The following is a 21,482-nucleotide window of genomic DNA, read 5'->3' on the forward strand; positions in this document are numbered from 1 at the left end:
GTCGGGGCGCGAGCTAAGCGTCGACATCTCAGGCGGCGCGCTGCTCGTGGAGCTGGCTCCGGCATCTCGTAGAACGAATTCTGCGGAATCCCGACCTTCAACGAGTTGACGCCACGGCTGCATCGCGCATCCAGTCGAGGCTCGGTGCGGATTCAGGCGAGCGTCTTAGCTCGTTTGCACCGCGTAAGGCCTCGGGCCCTGAGATCGATGCGCTGGAAGCCGCTCGCCCTCTGCGTGCTCGCCGGCGCGGGCGCGCTCGCCATCTCCGGGAGCCTTTCGTGCGGCATTTCCTTCTGGGGGGCTTCGATCGACCAGTCTCGAAACCGCGCGACTTTGATAAAAGCGTCCAGCGCCGGCGAGTAGCGGCGCCCCTGCACGGCCAGCAGCCGCACCTCCCGCGAAATCGGGTCGCCTTCGAGCGGAATAGTCTTGAGCGTCGGAAGGCATGGCATGTGCTCGGGCGCGAGTACCACGCCGAAGCCAGCGGCGGCCAGGTACTGGAGGTGCAAGTCGTGACCGCTGCAGTGGCCCAGATGCGGCGGTTCCTTGGGGAAATACGACCGTTGAATCTTTGGGGCGACGTCGCATCCGACGCGCTCCAGCAAGACGGTCTCGCGGAGGTCGTCAATTCCGATCGAGGGGCGATTTGCGAGCTGGTGTGTCGGCGCCAGAACCGCGACGTAGCGCTCTTCGAAGAGCAACCAGTCGTCGATGCGGGCGGGTATGTCCTGCACGTCCCCGACGATTGCGGCGCTGATCTCCCCCTCAAGCAGCAGGTCGATGAGCTTCTCCGCCGTGCCCTCGCGCAGCTCGACATTAAGTCCTGCGACGAACTTTGCAATCTCAGTGATCAGATCGACAATGAGCGAAGCCGAAATAGAGGGGGCGAGGCCGATCTTGAGTGGCGCGATCTCCTTGCGTTGAAATTCTTTAGCTCTGCGACGTGCCGTTTCTACCGAGGCCAGTGTGCGCGCCAGCATCGGAAGAACCTCCTTCCCGAGGTCGGTGAGCTGCGTCAGCTGGCGCTCACGATAAATTAACGAGCCCCCAAGTGCCTGCTCCAGCTTCTGGATCCCCTTGGTCAAAGCGGGCTGTGTTACATTGCACTGCTCGGCCGCGCGGGTGAAGTTAAGCGTGGACGCGACCGCGAGGAAATAGCGAACTTGATGAAGCTCCATGGGTCTCCGATAACTTGCTCCTGTCTATGCACTTGACGCCGTGACGGGGGGCGCCGAAATGACGGCATATGGATGCCACTTGCATGCACACGTTGGAACGGCTCAGTCTATTGGTTTGGACGCACGGACACGCTTTCTGGAGGCTCTGAGAGCGCAGCGAGGTGGGCGGAGCTCCCTGACGAGGAAATCGGCAAACCCCTCACGAAAAGCGCACTCCTATTCAGGCAGCACCCGCACGAGCTGCCCAGTCTCCAGCTCTGCCCGCACGCTTGATTTCGCCCGACGCGGCAATCCCTAGCCCGGCGACGGCGCTTGCTGTGGCTCCTTCGCTGGTGGTGATCGCGAGCTGACTCTCAACGCGCTCGGAGGTGATACGGCCGTCTTTTAAGGAGAAGGTCGGCGATGAGTGCGCCGGACTGACGATCACCGAGTGGTGCGCGAGGTCCGAGAGCGTCTCGGGCGTGCCGTGCTCTCGTAGGTGGTCCGGGAGGGGCCACAGTACCCTCGGAAGCTGTATGATTGACCCTTCTTCATTTTAGCAAGAATGAGGGATTTGCCCGCCATACTCACCACGGCGACCGCAGCTCAAGGGCGAAAATCCGCGTCACGAATCTGATCCGAAAGTTCCGTCGAGCCGATCCTCATCGACGAGTGCGCCCTCTTCCCGCGGCAAGGGAGCCTCAGTCCTCCCAGCGACGGTCGGCCGGCAACTCCAAGACGAAATGTAGTTGTCTTTCAACCGGCCTCATCGAAAATATAGAACCTAGCATCGCCCGCTCATCGTGTACGGGCCGAAAATCGGTTTCGCGTGAAGGTGCGAGCCTGATTGCGAAGCAAATCCCCGCATGGATTGTGGCGTCCGCCGGTTCGAAGCGGACGAACTCTACGATTTGTTCGAGTGCATTAAACCTTCGGATCGTCGTCCCACGCCCTTTTGGGTGCCCGAGCTCAACCGGCGCTCAATTGAGCCGCTCGTGACAATCGCCTTAACTTGGCGCAACGGAGATCAAAGAAAGACCTGGATGCGTTATCGCCCGGCCGAAATGTAAGTCCCTCGCAACACCTGCCATTCTGGAGCCTGATCATGAGAAGAATCACTGTTCTCGTCGCCTCGGCTCTGATCATTGCATCTACTAATGCCGGGCCTGCCGGAGAGTCCAACTTAAACAAGGATGTTATCGCCGCTCGCGCGGCCTTGGCGACGGTGCACAGCAAACCCGCCAATGCGGCCGACAAAGATGAGGCTTGCCGCGTCTACCTCGCCTCATTCTATCAGTCCGCGATGCTGCGGCAAGCCGCTGCTGGCGGCGTCGACGGCGCGAGGGTGTTAACTGCGCTCGATTCCGTGATCAATATTTTCAACGATCTGTTGGCGCCGAAATGCGGCGGTTGCCCCTCACTGTTCTCTGACAATGACCAATGGGCGCGGGGCCGCAGATGATCGTATTCCCGTTTACAACCATCTGGATATGGTTTGAGACCGCCATGGCAATTCACTCAATCTCCAACACTACACTCCACAATTTGGTCGCAGGTCCCACGATCTTTATCTGCGACGAGTGCGTCGAGCTCTGCAGGGACGTCATCCGCGAGGAGAACAAGTCCTCGCTGGTCAAGTCGCGCGACGGCATTCCGACGCCGAAGGAAATCTGCAAGGTGCTGGACGATTACGTTATCGGCCAGAGCCATGCGAAGAAGGTCCTGTCGGTCGCGGTGCACAACCACTACAAGCGCCTCAACCACCAGACCAAGGACAACGACGTCGAGCTCGCGAAGTCGAACATCCTGCTGATCGGTCCGACCGGCTCGGGCAAGACGCTGCTCGCACAGACGCTCGCCCGCATCCTGGACGTGCCGTTCACAATGGCCGATGCGACGACGCTGACCGAAGCCGGCTATGTCGGCGAGGACGTCGAGAACATCATCCTGAAGCTGCTGCAGGCCGCCGACTACAATGTCGAGCGCGCCCAGCGCGGCATCGTCTACATCGACGAAATCGACAAGATCAGCCGCAAGTCGGACAATCCCTCGATCACGCGCGACGTGTCGGGTGAGGGCGTCCAGCAGGCGCTGCTCAAGATCATGGAAGGCACGGTGGCTTCGGTCCCGCCGCAGGGCGGCCGCAAGCATCCGCAGCAGGAGTTCCTGCAGGTGGACACCAGCAACATCCTGTTCATCTGCGGCGGCGCGTTCGCCGGCCTCGAGAAGATCATCTCGGCGCGCGGTCGGTCCACCTCGATCGGTTTTGCCGCCCAGGTGCTCGCGCCGGAAGACCGCCGCACCGGTGAGATCTTCCGTCACGTCGAGCCAGAGGACCTCCTGAAGTACGGCCTCATTCCCGAGTTCGTCGGCCGTCTGCCGGTCGTGGCGACGCTCGAGGACCTCGACGAGACCTCGCTGAAGAAGATCCTGACCGAGCCGAAGAACGCGCTGGTGAAGCAGTACCAGCGCTTGTTCGAGATGGAGAACATCGAGCTGACCTTCGCCGACGAGGCGCTTGGCGCGGTCGCCCGCAAGGCGATCGAGCGCAAGACCGGCGCGCGGGGCCTGCGCTCGATCCTCGAGGCGATCCTGCTCGAGACCATGTTCGACCTGCCGGGCCTGGAGGGTGTGGAAGAAATCGTGATTTCCCGCGAAGTCGTGGAAGGAACGGCGCGTCCGCTCTACATCTACGCCGATCGGTCGGGGCGCACGGTGGGAATCCGCGCTATAGCGTACTAACTCGACCGGGCCAAACGACCGACGCCTACAACATCGGATCCGTTACTTGTTCTTACCCCCTCGTTTGCTAACTGCGCCGGTGCCCAAATCGACGTCAACGAACCTAAATCGCTAAATTGTACGATAATGTGCCATGATAGGAGTGAAACGTGGGTGAGATCATTCGATTTGCACCAAAGTCAGAGCGAGAGCGAGCTCGCCTTGTTCGAGAAGCTCGAGCAATCTATGACAGCGTCTTCCCGCCGTCTGAATTCGCCTGCGACCAGTCGGACAATGCATGCTCAAGCCACATGCGCGTGGGCGCAGACATCGATCGCGGCGATGGGGGCGTATCATGATCGCGATCATCGCCGTACTCTGCAGCCTTTCTTCTCCAGCAAATTGCCACGAGCAGACCGTCACCAACTCGAACTTCGCTGACATCTCGATGCAGTCCTGCCTGATGGGGGCACCGCAGCTTGCCGACTGGATGAATCAGCATCCGACCGAGCGCCTCGCGGCATGGCGCTGCGTGCTCGGCAAAAAGGATGGCAGGGGCGCTTAGGGTCCCCGGGCCGATTTTGCTCCTCAAATAGGTTCCGCGACTCCGCGCTCGATCAGCGAGGAGTCAATTTGCTTGGGTCCAGGCGGGCATGAGGAAATCCGCCAGGACTGGGATGAGATAAGCGCGGCCGAGCTCGACCAAGGCGGTCATGATCAGTTTTCTGATCGGAGTGAAGTATTCGCCGTAGGCGGCAGCTAACCGGTCACGTCAGCGACAGACGTCGATCACCACCTGTGCGCCGGCCGTGGCTCTTTGGCCATCTCCAGTGACGATATTGATGCACACGACGCCGCGACGATGTCATGCCCCCTGGAGTAGAACGATCTTCGAGCTAATGATGCCTGTGCCGCCGATCACTATCTCCACAGGTTACTTTCCTTCGACGGTCGCGGGACGTTCACATTGTTTCGATACTCCACCGAGGAGCTGCAGGCTCTTCCTGGCACGTCCAGTAGAAAGTAAAGAAAACAAACTTCGTAAACGCGCCCATGGAAGCTCCCACCGTCGCGGTTGAGGCGTCGCGGGTAAATTCGATGGCATGGACCGCTTCCGCCTACGACGAAAGACCCTCGCTCCTCTTAAGTCCTAAGGGGGTTATTTGATGAGCGCGGTAAGCGCCTTGTCATTGGTGTCGAGGCAGTAGACAGCGAGCAGCCTCGCGCCTGAACTCACATCAACGTGGGGCGGCCATCGATAAGGCTGCGCTACGCGGCGGTCGAGATAATGGTTCGGATCTTCGCGAGTTTTCTACCTCTGGGTATCGACCGGCCTTTTTTTCGGAGCCGGCACTTATGCCTCGATGGGCTTCACACCGTACTTTTGATAGTAGGTACTCCTGATTTCGTCCTGACTTCGAGGAGGGCGGGCGAAGACATGGGCTGGAGATAGCAACGGGCTGATTGAAGTGGTTTCGATCTTGACTACGTGATCGACAGGATACTCTAGGCCATTCGTCGCCCGAACCCAGTTGGCGATCATCAAGGACTCGCCATCTTCTGGCGGCAGTATCAACGCACGGCCCTTGAATCGGTAGCCGCGCCTCTGGAAGAGGTCGACTACGTTAATTTCGACAGCGGGATTGCGCTTCAAGTTCAATATCGTCCGAGGCGAGGCGATGTCGGCGAAGTATAGAACGCCGTTTCTCACCGCCAAAGACGCCTTCGGGGAAAGATTTGGCGTTCCATCCTCGTTGACTGTCGCCACAAACGACAATATCGCTTGTTTGATGATTGCCTCCATGTCGGCAGTGATTTCAATCATAGATACCATCTCCTTGCTCTTCGCGAGCGCTTCTAGCCAGCTGTCACTTGTAACCCGCGTTGCACTGCCGGCCGCGTGAGGCCACGGGTGAGCCACGCCTGCACGTGAAGAAAGCGATTGAAGCCGACGAGATCGCGTGCTTCGTAGAAGCCGATCAAATTGCGCACCCAGCCGAGCAGCGAAATGTCGGCGATGCTGTAGTCGGTCCCCATCACCCAGTCCCGGCCCGCGAGCCGTTGGTCCAGGACACCGAGCAGCCGCGCTGATTCTGTCGCGTAGCGGTCGCGCGGGCGCTTGTCTTCATAGGCCTTACCGGCGAATTTGTTGAAGAACCCGACCTGGCCGAACATCGGCCCCACTCCGCCCATCTGCCACATCACCCACTGGATCGTTTCATAGCGGGTGTTTGGATCGGCCGAGATGAATTGTCCGGTCTTGTCGGCAAGGTAGAGGAGAATCGCGCCCGATTCGAACAGCGCGAGCGGTGTTCCGCTAGGCCCATCAGGGTCGTAGATTGCGGGAATCTTTCCGTTGGGGTTGAGCGCGAGAAACGCCGGGTCGTGGGTTTCGTTCGCCATGATGTCGATCCGGTGCGGCTCGTAAGGAAGGCTCGTTTCCTCAAGCATGATGCCGACTTTCACTCCGTTGGGCGTGGAAGTGGAAAAGAGTTGCAGCCGATCGGGATACTGCGCCGGCCAGCGCGCAAAAATTGGATGATCGACGGTCACTTGCTTCCTCCTAGATAAGCGGGCCGCGCCGGGCCGGGGCAAAGGCGAATTCTCCGCCAGGATGCGAGCCGAGCTTGCCCGCTGGTGCATCCAAAAAAGCAGGCAACGATACGGCCGCGGTATGGCATGGGTATCCGGGCACGACCTTGGAAATCAGCTGAGAGACGACGGGATGGATGGGCACTGCCTGCCCCACGCACAGGCCCGCGGGGAAAGCGCCGACAATCCATATGGGAGGGGAGAACCGCTCGCCTTCGCTGCTTCCTCACGGACGAACTCGGATGATCGTTTTCCCGCTGATCCGTCGCGTCGGATTGAAAGCGGCGACAGCCTCATCAAGGGGCGCGATGTTTCCGATGTTTGTACGCAGTCGTCCGTCCCGTACCCGCTGGACGATCTCACCCAGTTGCGCGCGATCGGACACCAGAACAAAGTCGATCGCCAAGCCGTCGGCGGGCCGCGCTTCGGTCGGCCCGGCGATGGTTACCAACGTTCCTCCGGTTCGAACCAGGCCGGCGGACCGCTTACCGATCTCGCCCCCGATGACGTCGAAAACCAGATGGACACCGCCGGCGCCTTTGAGATCGTCGTTCTCGAGGTCGACGAACTCCTGCGCGCCGAAGTCGATCGCTTTCTGACGGTCGGCGGCACGTCCCGTGCCGATGACGTAGGCACCGGCCTCTCGTGCGAGCTGTGTCACCATCGAGCCGACCGCGCCGGCCGCGCCGTGCACGAGAACGCTCTGCCCCGCCTGAAGGCGACCGTGCACGAACAGTCCCTGCCAAGCAGTCAGGCCCGGCATCGCCACGGCCGCCCCCACCGAGAACTCGACGTCTCCTGGCAGCGGTGCGAGATTGCGTGCCTCCACTGCCACATACTCGGCCAGAGTGCCGCCGCGATACGAGTCCGAGAGACCGAACACCCGTTGTCCTACCGACAGTCCGGTCGTGCCATAGCCGAGAGCGGTGACAATACCTGCCAGCTCCTGGCCGGGAATCGTTGGCGACCGGTCACGGTCGAGACGATCGGTCCAGGTCGAAGGCCACGTCAGCTCGCCCGAGGTGAATCCAGACGCATGAACCTGAACGACGACGTCATTTATCGCTGCCTGCGGCTCGGGTCGCTCCACCAGCTTCATCCCCGCCGTTCCCGCAGCCTGGTCCGTCACAACGATCGCTTTCATGGGAATGATCTCCTCTGTCATTTGTCTCATTGCTGGGTATGTTGCGGCGATAATCTGCGCTTCAATCCGGATAAGCGGCGCCCAGAATAGCGACGATTCTCATGACACTGTTCCCTGTACTGGTGAACCGCTAGCGGTCGAGCCGTCGGACGGGCTCTTCCCGGTCCTGTCGATGTGCGGATTGCGCGCACCGAGAAGGGTGAATAGGGTGGCGACGACGGCAAGTCCGCCGTATCCGAGCGTGATCTGCGGAAGCGAGAACAGGCTGGAAAGTTGCCCGGAGATGAGGCTCGGGAAGGCGGCGCCGCTGTAGCAGAGAAGGTAGATCGCGCTGAAGATTGGTGCCCGTTCGGCGAGCGTGCTCCCGTGCAGCAAGCCGCGTGTGGCGGCGCTGATAGCGATGCCCTGGCCGGCACCGGCAACCATGGTCGCGGTGATGAACAACGCCAGTGCGCCGGCTAAGATTGCAGTGCTGATGCCGATCATTCCGGCCACGAAGGTGATCATACCGACGCGTTGGGCTACCGCGGATGTGAACCAGCCAGCAATGGGAGCGCCGAGAACGCTGGGGGTCATATAGGCAGCGAACACTAGTCCGAGGATCAACGGGCTGCGGGTGTGGAGTTCATCTTGTACAAGCGCAGGCATGAACGCTTGGTAGAAGCCCCCGCTGGCCCAAGTAGCCAGAAACACCGCCGCCGCGACAGGGAGCAGATGCCTGACCCGCGCCGGTACGCTGACCTGGGGTAACAGCGATCGCCAAGCGCCCGGAGTCGGAGTTGCTGTTTCCGGACTGATTGCGACGAGTGCAACAGACAGTAATAGGAAGCAAACGCAGACGAGATAGATGAGTTCGCGCGGCCAGGGGCCGAACTCAACAAGCGCGCCGGATGCTATGGCGCCGATAGCGACGCCGAGCATCGGTCCTTGGCTAGTGACAACGGACGCCAACCATTCCGGTCTGCTGGGTGCCGCATCGACGATGTAGGAGGTCAGAGTGCTGCCAGCCAACCCGGTGCCGAGGCCCACGAGGAGCCGACCGGCCAGCAGAGTGTCGATGTCGTGCACATTCAGCAACAGCAGACACCCCAGCAGGAGAAGACCGAGGCTAGTGATCGCAGTGACCCGGCGGCCCAGATGATTGGACAGCCGTCCCAGGACCAACAGTGCGGATATGGTGCCGACGGCGTACGCGACGACGGCCATCGAAATACCGGCGTTAGTGAACCCGTCTTCTGTCCGGTAGGTATTGTAAAGGGGGATCGGAGCGGCCGCAGCGGCGAATGAGACCACCAAGGAAACTACCGCTGATAAAAATGCCAGCGGGAGCATTCTGCTCCTGTGAGACTGGCTGATCACTGGTGGCAAGTTTTGCATCGAGTAGCGAATCGATCGTCTTCCAAACAAATCGGGCAAGCAGGTCCGAGTTCTCCGGTTGGTTTGCTTCACTAGGTGGCGGTGATATTGGTGCCAAGCTGACGAGTGGCCCCATCGCTGAGAGCTGCCACATCCGTCCTTTGGTTATTGTCGATCAGGTACTGCCATCGTCGATCCGCGCGGCGTACGACGCCGCTCGCTGAGCCTTCAACGTATTTGCGACTTAGACCTTTGCCATCAATTGACCGATCCAGCCCGATCAGGGCGAAATCGCCGGCAACGTACACATGACGCGCGCTGGCCTTGAGCGGCAAACCGTACTTGAGATCGCACTCGAGTCGAGCGGCGATTTCGGTGGTAGTAGTTCGTCCGTCACTCGTGATGAAGACGGGCTTTGGGTCATACATTGGGATCATCGCGCTGACCTTCGGAGTGAAAACGCTCGAGCAGCGACGTCAGAATGTTTTCGGGTTTGGAAGCGAGCGGATTGGGTCCGGACATCAGGGGTCTCCTGCTCGTGTTGGCTGAAACGGTTGTCCTGGTCGTTATTCGACTGAGTGGCTGTCAAGGTCGCAGCGCGGCTCGAAAGTTTCCAATAGCCAGTACTTATGGTTTCCATAGCGGGGGGAATTGTGCGGCGACAGTCCTCAATCCCGTTCTTAGATCAAGGCCAGTTGCTTAGCCGCGGCTGTGTGATCTACGTTAACGGAAAGCCTTCTGTGTCCTCCGTCCGATCTGCAGCTACCGGTCGCCCCCGATTGACCAAGCAGAATTTTTGCTGACCTCCAAAAATCAAAGGTCAAGGCTGATTTCCCATGGCGGTCCACACGCAACCATCTCCTCCTTGTTTGGAGCCTCCGACGCGCACTGGCTTCGTCTCCTATCGGTGACGCCGTATCACTGAGGGACTTCCTTCGAGTTTCATGATCATCTGCTCCTGTAATTTCCTCAGCGACAGAGATGTTCGCCACGCGGTGAACACGGCTGACGCCGCGCTGCGCAATGCCAAGCAGATCTATGGCACCCCGGTTGCACCGAATGCGGCCGCTGCGCGCACACCATGAGGACGATTATCGACGAGGCGTACAGGGAGCGTGCACTAGCCTGTCAGACTTGCTGCCCGCATGGTGGGACAAGGATGAATGAGTCCAAACTCGCGTCGAAAATAGCCTAGGTTCCCTTGATTTGCTGGACAGGCGCCTCTCGGTTTCACGACCAGAGAATGCCTGTCTGCTTGTTCATCGTCAGAATCGTTCTAAACTTGCAAGGGTCAAGAACGAGCCTCAAGTCTTGGAGTTCATCATGCAGGGCGACCCGAAAGTCATCGAGTATCTCAACAAGGCACTGCGTCACGAGCTCACGGCAATTAATCAGTACTGGCTGCACTACCGCTTCCTGAATAATTGGGGTCTCCTAGAGATGGCTAAGGTCTGGCGCAAGGAGTCCATCGAGGAGATGGAGCACGCTGACAAGCTCACCGACCGCATCATCTTCTTCGATGGTTTCCCAAACATGCAGGTGCTCGATCCCCTGCGCATCGGCCAGAACGTCAAGGAGATTATCGAGTGCGATCTCGCCGCGGAGATGAGCGCGCGTGCCCTATACGAGGAAGCGGCGACCTATTGCCACAGCGTAAAGGACTACGTTACGCGCGACCTCTTCGAGAAGCTGATGAGCGATGAGGAACATCACATCGACTTCCTCGAAACCCAGCTCGATCTAATCGGCCGCATCGGCCTCGAGTTCTACACCCAGAAGCATGTCGGCGGGCTCAAGAACGAAGAGCACTGAATTGTTGCGCCGTCTACGGCAATCGATCGCAGGCAACCATGCGCTTTGCGACCACGACGTTCCAGCGCCGCGGATGCCGGTGCATGGAGGGCCGTGGTTTCGCCACTGGCAAATGTCCGGTTTTCAATGATTCTGATTGCCGACCGGGTCCGTACGACGAATGGCCCGAGGTATTCTGTCCATCCTCTCGTCAGAATTGAAGCCATTCAATTTCATGGCTTCCTTCTCCCGCTCACGTCTTTGCTGCCTTGGGAGCCAGGAGGAGATCAGGAACACATACGTGGGAAATACGAGCTGACCTCCGGGCCGTAGAAATCAGAAGCGCGCTCGGCGCAATACGATATGCTGCGTGGCAATTCAGGTTCTCGAGGTCTTATGTCTGAAGTCGACTGGTTGAGTCATCTCCTGCAGATCATCACCGTGACCGGTCAACTCGAGGTCCGCTGCGCCTATGGCGCACCGTGGCGGATTATCTGGCCCAGGGCGGCGGCGAACGAGATCCCCTATCATGTCATCGTCAAGGGCCGTGCCATTTTCGAGGACCCGGATGCGAGAACGGTGCAGGAGCTTGGCAGCGGAGATATCGTGCTGCTCCCTCACGGTTCGGCGCATGTGCTGCACGACGGCAGCGGCAAGACGCCGGTCCGCACGCATGAAAGCAGGGGCTCCGCAGGATGGATGTTGAGCGAGAACAATGGACGGGGTGAGCAACTAGATCTGCTGTGCGGACGATTTTTCGTCGTGCCACCCCATGATCGATTAGTCCGCAACTACCTGCCAGCAAATCTGGTCCTGCGGGCTCTGAAAAACCACGGGGAAGAGGACATCGCGTCGGCATCGAGTCAACTTTCCGGACTGGTCAGCCTAATGCGAATGGAGTCCGCTGAGGATAGAGCGGGAGGGCGCGCCATTCTGAACGCGCTTTCTTCGGTCTTGTTCACTCTGGTTCTCCGCGCCGCGAGCGAAGCCGGCAAATCCACCGAAGGCTTATTGGCCCTTGCTGGCAATCCGAGATTGGCAGCGGCCATTGCTGCGATGTTCGCTGATCCGGCGCGACCCTGGAAGCTTCCCGACCTCGCCGATCTATGCGGCATGTCACGCGCAACATTCATGCGCCAATTTCAGGACAAGTTAGGCCGCTCCGCCCTCGACCTGTTGACCGATCTTCGCATGAGCATGGCGGCCAACGAGCTCAAGAAGCCAAGAATCAGCACGGAAGCTGTGGCTGAGATGGTCGGGTATCAATCGGTTTCGGCATTCCGGCGTGTGTTTGCGGAGAGGATGGGGATGACACCGGGGGAATGGCGCCGACTGGCGCACAACGGCGATGAGTCCGAACCCTAGCCAGAGTGATCCTTTTGAGCACCAATTTGAGCCAATAGAGGCTCGAAACGATCGTACCCAACGGTAAATTGGGCTCCGTTCACTTGATAACGGAGCAACCCAATGAACCAAGCCGCTGCAACTGTTGCCGCTGCCGATCCGGAGCCCTGCCGTTCGCTTGGGCAGCCGCTGCCGACAAACGCCGTGATCGAAACTATTCTGAGCCGCAGTGCTGCGAAGTATTACGACTCGACGGCCGTCCTCAGCGACGATCAGATCCGCGACCTCGTGCGGATCGGGACTTCAGCGCCGACATCCTTCCATCTGCAGAACTGGCGCTTCATCGCCGTGCGCTCAAGCGAAGCGAAGGCGCGGCTGCTTCCGATCGCCTGGAATCAGCCCGCAATCACCGAAGCGGCCGTTACCTTCATCATCATCGGCCAATTGGCTGATGCCAGCACCGTCCCTGATCGCCTGGCCCCGGTCGTGGAAGCCGGAATCATGCCCGCACATCTGGTGCCGGAATGGGAGGGGCCTGCTCACGGCCTCTACGACAATCATCCGCAGCGCCAGCGCGACGAGGCCGTGCGCTCCGCGAGCTTCGGCGCGGCAGCTATCATCTATGCGGCCCGCTCGCTCGGACTGGGCTCGACACCGATGATCGGCTTCGATGCAGAGGCCGTACACAGTGAGTTCAGCCTGGCCGAAGATGAAGTCCCAGTGATGCTGCTGACCGTCGGACCGGAGCGGCCCGGCAATTGGCCGCAGAAGCCGCGCCTACCTGTGGCCGATGTGCTGCACTTAGCCTAACCAACCCTGAAATCAATCATCCAAGGAGAAATACCATGGCCAGAGCTGCCGCTCTGAGGCCGGAACACGTGCCGGCCGATTCGAAACCGACCCTCGATATGTTCACCAAGAACATCGGGTTCACGCCAAACATGATGGCGACCTTCGCGCAAAGCCCGATCGCGTTCAACGCGTGGGCCGCTCTGCTCGGCTCCTTGAGCAAGGCGCTCGACGTCAAGACGCGCGACAGCATCGGCCTTGCCGTCTCCGAAGTGAACGGCTGCGATTACTGCCTGACGGTGCACAGCTTCACGGCGGAGCATATGGCCAAGCTGCCGGCCGAAGACATTGTTCTCGCCCGAAAGGGTCATGCCAGGGATCCAAAGCGGGATGCCGCCGTCCAGCTTGCACGCAAGATCATCGAGGCCCGTGGCCACGTCACAGACGCCGATCTGCAAGCCGTCCGCGATGCGGGCTACACGGACGCGAACATCATGGAGATCGTCGCGCTTGTGGCCATGTACTCGCTGACGAACTTCTTCAACAACGTGTTCAATCCCGACAAGGACTTCCCCGCAGTCGCACCGGCCGGCTCGATCTGAGCCTGCCAGTGGTATCAACCGCCTCCAAGGAGCTTGGAGGCGGTTGATGCAAGAGCTTCCTAGCCATTTGGATCGGTCGCATGAATATCCTCCACATTGATAGCAGTCCTCGCCCGAAATCGCATAGCCGTGAGGTTTCGGCCGCGATCGTCAAAAAGCTTCTTCAAGTTGCGCCGGATGCGAGCATCAGGCGGCGCGATCTTGGAGCTGATCCTCTGCCTCACGCCACGGCGGACTACGCGGATACGCTGTCATCGCCGGCCACACTTGCGGCACCGTTGAACGGCGCTCTGGACTTTGCCGAAACGCTCATCCGGGAAGTCGAGGCGGCCGATGTGATTGTCATTGGAACGCCGATGCACAACTTCACTATCCCTTCGGTTCTCAAAGCGTGGATCGACCAGGTCCTGCGCGTTGGCCGCACGATGGAGTCAACGCCCGCCGGGAAGGTGGGAGTGCTGCCGGATCGTCCGGTTTTTATCGGCGTCGCTTCCGGCGGCGTCTTCACCGGAGACCGAGCAAATCAGCCTGATTTTCTCACGCCCTATCTGACGCTGGCACTGAACTCTATTGGGCTGAAGACGCTGCAATTCCTTCCGCTGCAGGCCACCGCATTTATTGAAGAGGGCCAAGCTCCGCTAGCGAGCGAGAAGGTAATTGACGCTATCGATTTGACAGTCGTGCGAGAGCTTCGAGACGTAGCTGCTTGATCAGCCGTGCTCTCGAGGATCGCCAGACCGTATCGCAATGCTCTCCGTGCTCTGGACAAAGTCGCACCTGAGGGCCCATGGCAAGCCTTGACAAGCGCCCGCTTAACCTCCGGCTCCCTGCGGGCCTATCAACATGAGGTCTTCCGATGATTAGTACGCTTCCGCAAATCGGCGACAGGATCACCGACAAATCAGTATCGCCCGATGAAAAAACCGTTCGCGACTGGATCGGAGCAGATGGCTTCGAATACTGGGCCAAGCTGCGGACCTGGATCGATGAATCCTACCCAGAAGTTTTCGCGCCGGATTGGCTCTACGGTGGAAAGAGCCGCGGTTGGTCCCTGCGTTACAAGAAGACTAAGGCGTTCTGTCACCTGGTGCCGGAATTCCGACGAGTTTCAGCTGTGGTGGTTATGGGTAGAGCAGAGCGAGAAAAGTTTGAGGAGCGACGCTATGTTTGGCACCCGCAATTGATCAAACTCTACGATGACGCGAAAACATACATCGACGGAAAATGGCTAACGATTGCCGTCGCATCGGCAGATGATCTGCATGATGTGACAAACCTTCTGACTATGAAGCGCCCGCAAAAGTCGCGCGGTTGAAGGTCACAAGAATGCGGGTTTGCCATATCGACTGTCGCTTCGGGGAGGCGTTTCCAAGCGCCACCGACTTTCCGGCCAGGATCGCTGTATTTGGTGCGTCGATTCTTTCGGCCGTCATTGGGACTCTGCTCGTGCGGGCCTAGTATTCTAAGGCAGGCCCGAGGGTGTTCGCGAACCGGCCGTCGGCTGCCGCTTCTTGTGATCAGGACACGTTTTAAGGTGTTTAACACGTTAAAGCGTGTTTTGTTCGGGCCGAGACAATGCATCATCCTGCCGGATGAGGCGGCGTAATCCGGCACATACCAGGCGGTTCCTTGCACGCAATCTTCGACGACTTCGTCTGGAGCGATCGTGGTCCCAGTACGATCTCGCCGACGAGACCGGTTTGCGTCAGGGGTTGATCAGCGCTCTCGAGCTCGCGACCGCGAACCCGACATTGGAATCGCTGGACAAGATCGCGTTCGCGCTCGGCGTGGATGTCGCCGCGCTGTTCGCTGCACCGCCTTCGGCGAAATCGCGCTAGTGGAGACGCTCCGGCTTTGTCCCGGCCGATCGGTCGTTGATGTGGATGCCTTCGCCGTCCGCTTTGTTGTGACAAGATCGTTCCTGCTGAATCCTTGATCTACTAACGCTCCGCTCGGGACCTCTCGATTTCCCGGCCGTTCCCGCCTTGGTAGAACGGCACGTTTCGCGCGAAGGCGAAGCGCCTCTAGGGCCGACCGCCGAATCCTTTCCTGCGGAAAATTTGCGACGCCGAGGCTATGTCCCTGCTCGGCGCGCCCGTCGGCGGGCCGGCCGCGAGATCGGCACCCCGCCCGATTCCGCCTGCGAATCCTTGTTTTTGGCGGGGTCTGACCTCGCTGGATGGCGAAGCCCACGATGTCGATACGGCCAAGGATTCGTAGGATCCCGCGCGGTGTGGGGGCACGCGTGGTTGGCGACGACGCGCGGCCGCGATTTGACCAATTGCTGGCACGAACGCCTTGCCTATCCAAACTGCTGTGATGTGCGCAAAAGCCGCATTGAAGGGAGAGACTTGTGCGAAAATGTGCTGCCTGCTTACCCCGATCCCGGGGGAACGCAGATCGGAACTGTCAGCTCCACTTCCTTGCATGGCGGCAAGAATCGATCACAAGCGCGTGTGTCGGCCCACAAAGGAACGGTGCAGGTCCTTCCGAGTTCGTCCTGCTCGCGGAAGGCGCGGACAGAAATCCTAGCGAGGTGCTAGGAGACCATCGCTGCCACGCGCCGCCAACTTCACCGTTCACGCCGAGGCGACGTCGGCCCGCTCCAAGTCGGCCGCGGTGACGGGGCCGCGGGAGCGGAACGATGCCTTACGGAGCACCACTCCAATCGAAGTGCCTGACTAGAGCCGTCTTGAGCTCGCGATGGCTGGCCGCCCTCGCCCTGTCTTCATGCTGGAAGCGGGGGGCGCAGCGGCCTTTGCCCGATGACGCGCGCCGCGAGCCGGCGCGTCATCGACCTGGGCGTTGCCGGTTTACCCGCCCCGCGCGTCTGATGAGACGTCTGGCGGCGGCCGAGGGCGCGGACAATTCAGCGTCCGTGCAGACATTGGCTGAGCTGAGGGGAGCGCGCCTCCCTGCAGCTAGTCTGCGACGATGTAAGAGCGATAAGCTGAAGAGCTTAGTTGATCCCGATCACGTGAACACTTGGTCGACGCATTCGAGCGGTATTCTCTTCTTCGGCTGTACGCGCGGGCGAGGCAAAGGCATACTCCGCGAGCCATCGTTGATATTCGATCAGACTACGTCGTTCGGGCAGGACAACTACGACATGGTCAAACGCCCAAGCCAGTCCCATGGCTCGCCAGAGTTCCTCTTGGCGCCGCTTGGAGTATTGTCCGACGTATCGATAGGGGCCGACCACTAAAACTGCTACGCACTTGTCAGCGGTTCCTGGCTGGGTCAGCCGGTAGAAAAAGTCGATGGGAGCCCTTCCCAATGCTTTTTCCGATCTCTTCAGCGGCGCTAGGTTGCCACCCAAAATCCGGCAGATCTGGCTTCTCACCGACGGTTCGATGCCCTGCAGAAACCCGAGTCGCGTGGGAACGGAATGTCGTTCCATTGCAGACTGCAGCGCGGACTTGAGTGACTTCAGCGAGTGTTCTTTCGAGGCGACCTTTCTTGCCTCTTCTGCGGCTCCTCGCGGATCAAATGACGACCATCGGGCCAAAAGTTCGATCGTCCCGAAGGATGAAACTCGTAGACGTCGACTGATTGCGGGATCTGATTTCCTCAGGTCGTCCAGGAATGCGAGGGCTTGAACCTCGCGCCGCACTGTATTCGGATTGATGCCCTGTCCCACTGCCGACAAGATACTTTCCGTTTCCCCTCGCTTGGCATTGCGCAGTTTCAGCATCGCGGAACGTGCCCGCTTCTTCCAGGTGCTCATCCCAGCACCGCGGTCGGCAGTGTTGTGCCGACTGTGCGTGGGGAGCCATCGCGTGAGATTGTCTGGGTGAATTCTTCGAAGTAAAGTTGGGAGCAGCAGCTGCGACTGCCGCGCCCCGACCAGATCGACATAGACTTCAGCCAGCAGCTCGGCGTCCAGCAGCGCACCGTGCTTGGTACGGTGTGAATTGTCGATCGAATAGCGCGAGCAGAGATCGTCGAGCCGGTTGGACACGCCCGGATGCTTGCGATGTTTACACTTCGCAAAATCGCGGCAAGGTTTTCTGATGGATCGGCATCTTACCGGGATCGCATCGCCATCTTGGTCCAACGTGGAGATTGGATACGACTCGTTCAGCCGCACGGGAACTGCGCCGAGCCGCAATTGCTGAGCATCAATATAGAATCCGTCGCGTCCAAAAACCCACTCTTTCCGCTAAACAAATCGCCATGGTGGCTTCGGTGGCGAACTGAGATCGCGGCCACTGCCCAAGCCTAAAAGCTACGTCGATGCCTTGGGATCGTTCCCAGCACTCTATTCAGCACCCACGAAGCTCAGCGGCCGGCTGCTCAGCGCGGCTCGTTCATTGGCGCGGTTCAAAATTCGTGTTTTTCGAGCGCGGTTGAGCTGAAGATACCTCTCCCAGGTTCGCGGCCCGGGTGTTCTGAGATTGTCGAAGCTAATGTCGATTTCCTTCGCTATCGCAATATGCTCCTCTCGCATGATGGGCTGGATGATATCAACAATCCCACCATGCGAGAGCTTTTGAGCGGCCGCCCATACCTGCTTAGTTGGGCCGAATATTTCAGGCAGGCTAAGCCGACCTATTCCGACACGCTTTTGGAAGATCATCGCGTTCAGGACGGAGCGCAATTCGATCGGCTGAACAAACCCTTCGACCCAAATTGGCTCATCGTGCAGTCTGGGCTTGAGTTTATTCCAATCAGCGTCAGTCAGAATGTTGGTCCTTACCTGAGTAGCTGCAGCAGCGGTCTTTTCTTTCATCCTTTGCCTCCATCGAGTGGGCAAGCTGAGCCTGGCTTCTCCGGATTCCTCGACAAAGGCGATTGGCCCTTCAATCTGCACATGGACGGTCCTGTGGTCCCAATCCGTTCTCACGATGATCTTCTCAACGAGGGACTGAAAGATGGCCAGCACCTTTGCGTGCGCTGCGCCGCAATTGCGATAGTTCCGATTGAGGCGCAGGTCGTCGATAAAGACCTCAATGTCAGCCGGGACAGGCAGGGCCGGGCTTGCTGCCACTCTGACAATCGGAATCTTAGCGAGCTCATCATCGATCTTGTCCATTCTCATGCAGAGAGATTGGCGTCGCTCCAGAACTGCCTTTGTCGTCATCCCGGCATTCATCGCATCATCGTAAGTCTGATCGAGGTGAGCAACAATGCGAGCACGATCCTTCTGTAAATTCACTCTGTCTCGTTCAAACGATCGAGATTTCTGGGATGCTTTTCCTTCATATCCCGATTGCATCAACTTGAGAGCGTTGGGGGTTCTCAGGGTTCTTGCTACTAAATTGACAACTCCTTCCTGAAGAAGATCGGCCCGCACGCACCGGGCGTTGCAGGAGCTTGTCTGTTTCCTGACTCGAGCAACTCGTTGGGCGGTGCACTGCAAATATTGAGCACCGCCATAACCCAGATTCCCGAATGCCATTTTCTTCCCACACTCACCGCAATAGACTAATCTTGAAAGAAGATACGCCGGCCCGGGGCCCTTGGCCTGTTGGAGTGTTAGAGCTTGGACGGCCTGCCAGGTTTTAAGATCCAATATGGCCCAATCCGGACGCTCCGCGTACATCCATTCGGCCGCCGGACGTTCGGTGATCTTCGTGACGATCTCGTGCTCGCCTTCTTGAATCTTGGTTCTCTTGGTCCTGAAAAAAATTACCGCCCCGACATAGATCGGATTGCGCAGGATATAGAGCACGGTGGTGGCATGCCACAACTCGCCGTGGGGAGCCGGAACACCCTCCCTCTGCAAAATCCCGGCAATCCGGTCTGGACCAACTCCAGCGAGCGCCATCGCACACATCCTACGCACGACTTCCGCCTTTTCCGGGACGACGCGCATGTCACCCTTCTTTCCCGCAATCTTTTCAAAAGCGTAGGGAGCCGTGCCCGGCCACAGCCCGCGGGCCAAGATCTTGACTCGTCCCGAGCGTAAGAGTTCGAAGATGCGGTTTTTCTGATCCTCGCTCATGAGGCCCGCGAATGCGCAGTGCATCAGTGACCATCGTCCGTATTTGGTCGAGTGAAGCTCGATTCCAAGGTCAGCGAGCTTGCTGTAAGCGTTTGCCATTATGCTGAGTTTTCGCGAGAGTCGGTCGCCCTCTTCGACTATGAGCACCTCGAACTCGTGCTTTTCCGCGTCCTCTAACATCTCCTGAAATGCTGGCCGGTTCGCGGTAAACGCACCGCTCTTACCAGCATCGGCATATATCTTGACGATATCGGCCTCCACCTGCTGGGCATATGGCTCCGCTACCATTCGCTGGCGCTCGAAAGAGTATGGGTCTTGCTCGTCTGTGGAATATCTCATGTAAACCGCGGCCCTGCGGCGGCGGGGTCTACTTAGCGAAGCAGGGCTAGTCGAAGTTTGCAGCTGCTTCCAATCCGGCGCCAGCACGCCCATGACACTATCTTGCTTGGTGCCAACAGTAGGCGCGACAGTCAGTTCAGAATTCGACGTCATTTCGGGGCCTCCTCGGTTTTCGCCAAGTTCGCAAACACGTGAATTGACCTAGATTCCATCTCGTCGCCCTGGGTCGCTCCGCCGTTTGCTCGTGTGGAGCACGTATCTCTGCGCCTCTAGCAGCGAACAGAGCTCCTCGATGGTCGCCCTCGCCAGGAAGAAGAGAGACCCGCTGGAGAGAAGCGGCCGTCACTAACGGCAGAGCGATGAGGGATTGCTACGACGATGGGCGCCTGTAGCCGTAGGGCACCCTGAAGTAGGGTACCCTGAAGTAGGGTACCCTGCCGTAGGGTGCTCTGGACGGACTATAAAAGGCTAACGGGCAGCGTCGCCAAATATGCGGGCTGCGTAGTCCACACTTCCAGCGCGGCGCTTATGGCGCGGCCTTGGCGCGTGTATCGCCAGGCCCAAGCCATGTGCTGAGCGAAGTCATCGCGGGCGAGGTGCGGGCGTAGTCGCGCGAAGATGCTTTCAAACGTGCCGATCCGTAACGGCTTCGGCGGATCGCAAAAGGAAAGCGGAAAGTCGCGCATCAGCCGCGCAATCGATGCGTCAGAGCCCTTGCTACTCATCGACCTTCTTTCGAAGCCCGCGATTGCTGCGCTATGAGAGCTTGCTGAGCGGCGAGCAATTTGCGTCGCTTGAATTCAGCGACCCAATAGGCTGGAAATTTTTTAATGTGTCCCTTGGGCGAGTACGGAATGCCCTCCGGGAATTCGCCACTAAGTTGCAGGTCGCGCAGCTTCGAACGTTCGATGTCGAGCGCGGCGCAGACCTGAGCGCGGCTGAGCAGCTCGAAATTTGCCTCGGGCGGGTCCATGAGGGCAATCGGCGGCGGAGGTTTGTTGTCCATCTCTCTTCCTCGAATGACGGCCAATGAACGCGGCCGACTTCGGTCGAAGAGAGCGGATTTACGCTGAAATGGCGACCGCCCCTAAATCCCGGGATTTAAGGGCGGCGCTTCCTTTTCCGGCGTTCCGAACCTACCTTGACATTGCCGCTTCGAAGGCGTTCTACGCCAAGGTCTTTGCAGCCGAGACCATCTGGGAGGATGACGTCTCGTCCGTGCTGAAATTCGGCGGCCTCTTGATCAATCTTCTCGACGCCTCTCAAGCGCCTGCGCTTGTCGCGCCGATGCCGGTTGGGCCGTCCGCCGCGGGGCTCCGCGCGATGTTGACGATCAGGGTCACGGATGTCGATGCGGTGTGCTTCGCCCTTCGGGGGATTGGTGTCGATCTGCTCAAGGGCCCGATCGACCGTCCATGGGGACGGCGAACTGCATCCTTCGCCGATCCTTCAGGTCATGTCTGGGAGATCGCCCAGCTGATCGGACGGACTTAGTCCGTAGGATGGGTAGAGCTCTTGCGAAACCCATCATACCTCGTCCGCGGATAGCACCTTGATGGGTTTCGCTTCGCTCTACCCATCCTACGAGCTTTTGCTTCGCTCTACTCATTCTACAAGCTGACGGCCCCTAATGGCGAAGGTTGGAAGAAATCAGCCATGCCCCTGTGGGAGCAACCTCAAGTACAAGAGGTGTTGCGGCA

The 21,482-nt window shown here is 59.2% G+C and carries 21 protein-coding genes and 2 pseudogenes; 13 read left to right on the forward strand and 10 right to left on the reverse strand.

Going from position 1 to position 21,482, the window contains the following annotated elements:
• Positions 1–152 precede the first annotated feature (152 nt).
• On the reverse strand, positions 153–1,178 hold the full coding sequence (locus N2604_RS11280) for a LysR family transcriptional regulator (protein WP_260374751.1): 1,026 nt from the start codon (positions 1,176–1,178) through the stop codon (positions 153–155).
• Between the two features lie 1,084 nt (positions 1,179–2,262).
• Between N2604_RS11280 and N2604_RS11285 the strand changes: the two genes are divergently transcribed.
• From N2604_RS11285 to N2604_RS11300, 4 genes are all read left to right on the forward strand, one after another.
• Positions 2,263–2,619: a hypothetical protein gene (locus N2604_RS11285; protein WP_260374752.1), complete on the forward strand. Its 357-nt coding sequence runs from the start codon at positions 2,263–2,265 to the stop codon at positions 2,617–2,619.
• Between the two features lie 44 nt (positions 2,620–2,663).
• Positions 2,664–3,899 (forward strand): ATP-dependent Clp protease ATP-binding subunit ClpX, encoded by a 1,236-nt coding sequence (clpX, locus tag N2604_RS11290; RefSeq protein WP_260374753.1) that lies wholly within the window; start codon positions 2,664–2,666, stop codon positions 3,897–3,899.
• Positions 3,900–4,048: 149 nt separating this feature from the next.
• A complete protein-coding gene (locus N2604_RS11295) occupies positions 4,049–4,237 on the forward strand; it encodes a hypothetical protein (protein WP_260374754.1) in 189 nt (62 codons plus the stop codon).
• The gene (locus N2604_RS11300) at positions 4,234–4,443 is read left to right on the forward strand and encodes a hypothetical protein (RefSeq protein ID WP_260374755.1); all 210 of its coding nucleotides are present in this window, start codon (positions 4,234–4,236) and stop codon (positions 4,441–4,443) included. Before N2604_RS11295 ends, N2604_RS11300 begins: the two co-directional genes overlap by 4 nt.
• 789 nt (positions 4,444–5,232) lie before the next feature.
• On the opposite strand, the gene N2604_RS11305 is transcribed toward N2604_RS11300, so the two are convergent.
• From N2604_RS11305 to N2604_RS11325, 5 genes are all read right to left on the reverse strand, one after another.
• Positions 5,233–5,703, reverse strand: a complete 471-nt coding sequence (locus N2604_RS11305; RefSeq protein WP_260374756.1) for a pyridoxamine 5'-phosphate oxidase family protein — start codon at positions 5,701–5,703, stop codon at positions 5,233–5,235.
• A 32-nt stretch (positions 5,704–5,735) separates the two neighbouring features.
• Positions 5,736–6,431, reverse strand: a complete 696-nt coding sequence (locus tag N2604_RS11310) for a glutathione S-transferase N-terminal domain-containing protein (RefSeq protein ID WP_260374757.1) — start codon at positions 6,429–6,431, stop codon at positions 5,736–5,738.
• Between the two features lie 265 nt (positions 6,432–6,696).
• On the reverse strand, positions 6,697–7,614 hold the full coding sequence (locus tag N2604_RS11315; RefSeq protein WP_260374758.1) for an NADP-dependent oxidoreductase: 918 nt from the start codon (positions 7,612–7,614) through the stop codon (positions 6,697–6,699).
• A 99-nt stretch (positions 7,615–7,713) separates the two neighbouring features.
• Positions 7,714–8,946 carry an MFS transporter gene (locus N2604_RS11320; protein WP_260374759.1) on the reverse strand — a complete coding sequence of 411 codons (1,233 nt, stop codon included), beginning with the start codon at positions 8,944–8,946 and terminating at the stop codon, positions 7,714–7,716.
• A 116-nt stretch (positions 8,947–9,062) separates the two neighbouring features.
• Positions 9,063–9,398: a hypothetical protein gene (locus N2604_RS11325; RefSeq protein WP_260374760.1), complete on the reverse strand. Its 336-nt coding sequence runs from the start codon at positions 9,396–9,398 to the stop codon at positions 9,063–9,065.
• Positions 9,399–10,293: 895 nt separating this feature from the next.
• On the opposite strand from N2604_RS11325, the gene bfr reads away from it, so the two are divergent.
• The 7 genes from bfr (at position 10,294) to N2604_RS11365 (ending at position 15,334) form a co-directional block, all read left to right on the forward strand.
• Complete coding sequence (bfr, locus tag N2604_RS11335; protein WP_260374761.1) at positions 10,294–10,782, forward strand: bacterioferritin; 489 nt, start codon at positions 10,294–10,296, stop codon at positions 10,780–10,782.
• 375 nt (positions 10,783–11,157) lie between these two features.
• Positions 11,158–12,126, forward strand: a complete 969-nt coding sequence (locus tag N2604_RS11340; RefSeq protein ID WP_260374762.1) for an AraC family transcriptional regulator — start codon at positions 11,158–11,160, stop codon at positions 12,124–12,126.
• Between the two features lie 102 nt (positions 12,127–12,228).
• Positions 12,229–12,915, forward strand: coding sequence for a nitroreductase family protein (locus N2604_RS11345; RefSeq protein ID WP_260374763.1), 687 nt, complete (start codon positions 12,229–12,231; stop codon positions 12,913–12,915).
• Between the two features lie 35 nt (positions 12,916–12,950).
• Positions 12,951–13,496 (forward strand): carboxymuconolactone decarboxylase family protein, encoded by a 546-nt coding sequence (locus N2604_RS11350; protein WP_260374764.1) that lies wholly within the window; start codon positions 12,951–12,953, stop codon positions 13,494–13,496.
• Positions 13,497–13,576: 80 nt separating this feature from the next.
• Complete coding sequence (locus N2604_RS11355; RefSeq protein ID WP_260374765.1) at positions 13,577–14,206, forward strand: FMN-dependent NADH-azoreductase; 630 nt, start codon at positions 13,577–13,579, stop codon at positions 14,204–14,206.
• Between the two features lie 146 nt (positions 14,207–14,352).
• Positions 14,353–14,811, forward strand: coding sequence for a DUF3788 domain-containing protein (locus N2604_RS11360; RefSeq protein WP_260374766.1), 459 nt, complete (start codon positions 14,353–14,355; stop codon positions 14,809–14,811).
• Positions 14,812–15,088: 277 nt separating this feature from the next.
• Positions 15,089–15,334, forward strand: coding sequence for a helix-turn-helix domain-containing protein (locus tag N2604_RS11365; RefSeq protein WP_260374767.1), 246 nt, complete (start codon positions 15,089–15,091; stop codon positions 15,332–15,334).
• A gap of 1,978 nt (positions 15,335–17,312) precedes the next feature.
• On the opposite strand, the pseudogene N2604_RS11370 reads toward N2604_RS11365, so the two are convergent.
• The 4 genes and pseudogenes from N2604_RS11370 to N2604_RS11385 form a co-directional block, all read right to left on the reverse strand.
• Positions 17,313–17,475: pseudogene (locus tag N2604_RS11370) on the reverse strand (DNA polymerase III subunit epsilon); the annotation flags it as partial.
• Between the two features lie 282 nt (positions 17,476–17,757).
• Positions 17,758–19,935, reverse strand: a complete 2,178-nt coding sequence (locus tag N2604_RS11375; RefSeq protein WP_260374768.1) for a recombinase family protein — start codon at positions 19,933–19,935, stop codon at positions 17,758–17,760.
• A gap of 305 nt (positions 19,936–20,240) precedes the next feature.
• Complete coding sequence (locus N2604_RS11380) at positions 20,241–20,507, reverse strand: hypothetical protein (RefSeq protein ID WP_260374769.1); 267 nt, start codon at positions 20,505–20,507, stop codon at positions 20,241–20,243.
• Positions 20,504–20,788: a hypothetical protein gene (locus N2604_RS11385; protein WP_260374770.1), complete on the reverse strand. Its 285-nt coding sequence runs from the start codon at positions 20,786–20,788 to the stop codon at positions 20,504–20,506. The genes N2604_RS11380 and N2604_RS11385 overlap by 4 nt, the downstream gene beginning before the upstream one ends.
• Before the next feature lie 23 nt (positions 20,789–20,811).
• Here N2604_RS11385 and N2604_RS11390 point away from each other — a divergent pair, with 23 nt between their 5' ends.
• Together N2604_RS11390 and N2604_RS39750 are read left to right on the forward strand one after the other, a co-directional pair.
• Positions 20,812–21,276, forward strand: coding sequence for a glyoxalase/bleomycin resistance/extradiol dioxygenase family protein (locus N2604_RS11390; RefSeq protein ID WP_260374771.1), 465 nt, complete (start codon positions 20,812–20,814; stop codon positions 21,274–21,276).
• Between the two features lie 136 nt (positions 21,277–21,412).
• Positions 21,413–21,457: pseudogene (locus N2604_RS39750) on the forward strand (SEC-C metal-binding domain-containing protein); the annotation flags it as partial.
• Positions 21,458–21,482: the final 25 nt, after the last annotated feature.

Origin of the sequence: Bradyrhizobium sp. CB1015 (assembly GCF_025200925.1) — a bacterium.
Taxonomy (GTDB): Bacteria; Pseudomonadota; Alphaproteobacteria; order Rhizobiales; family Xanthobacteraceae; genus Bradyrhizobium.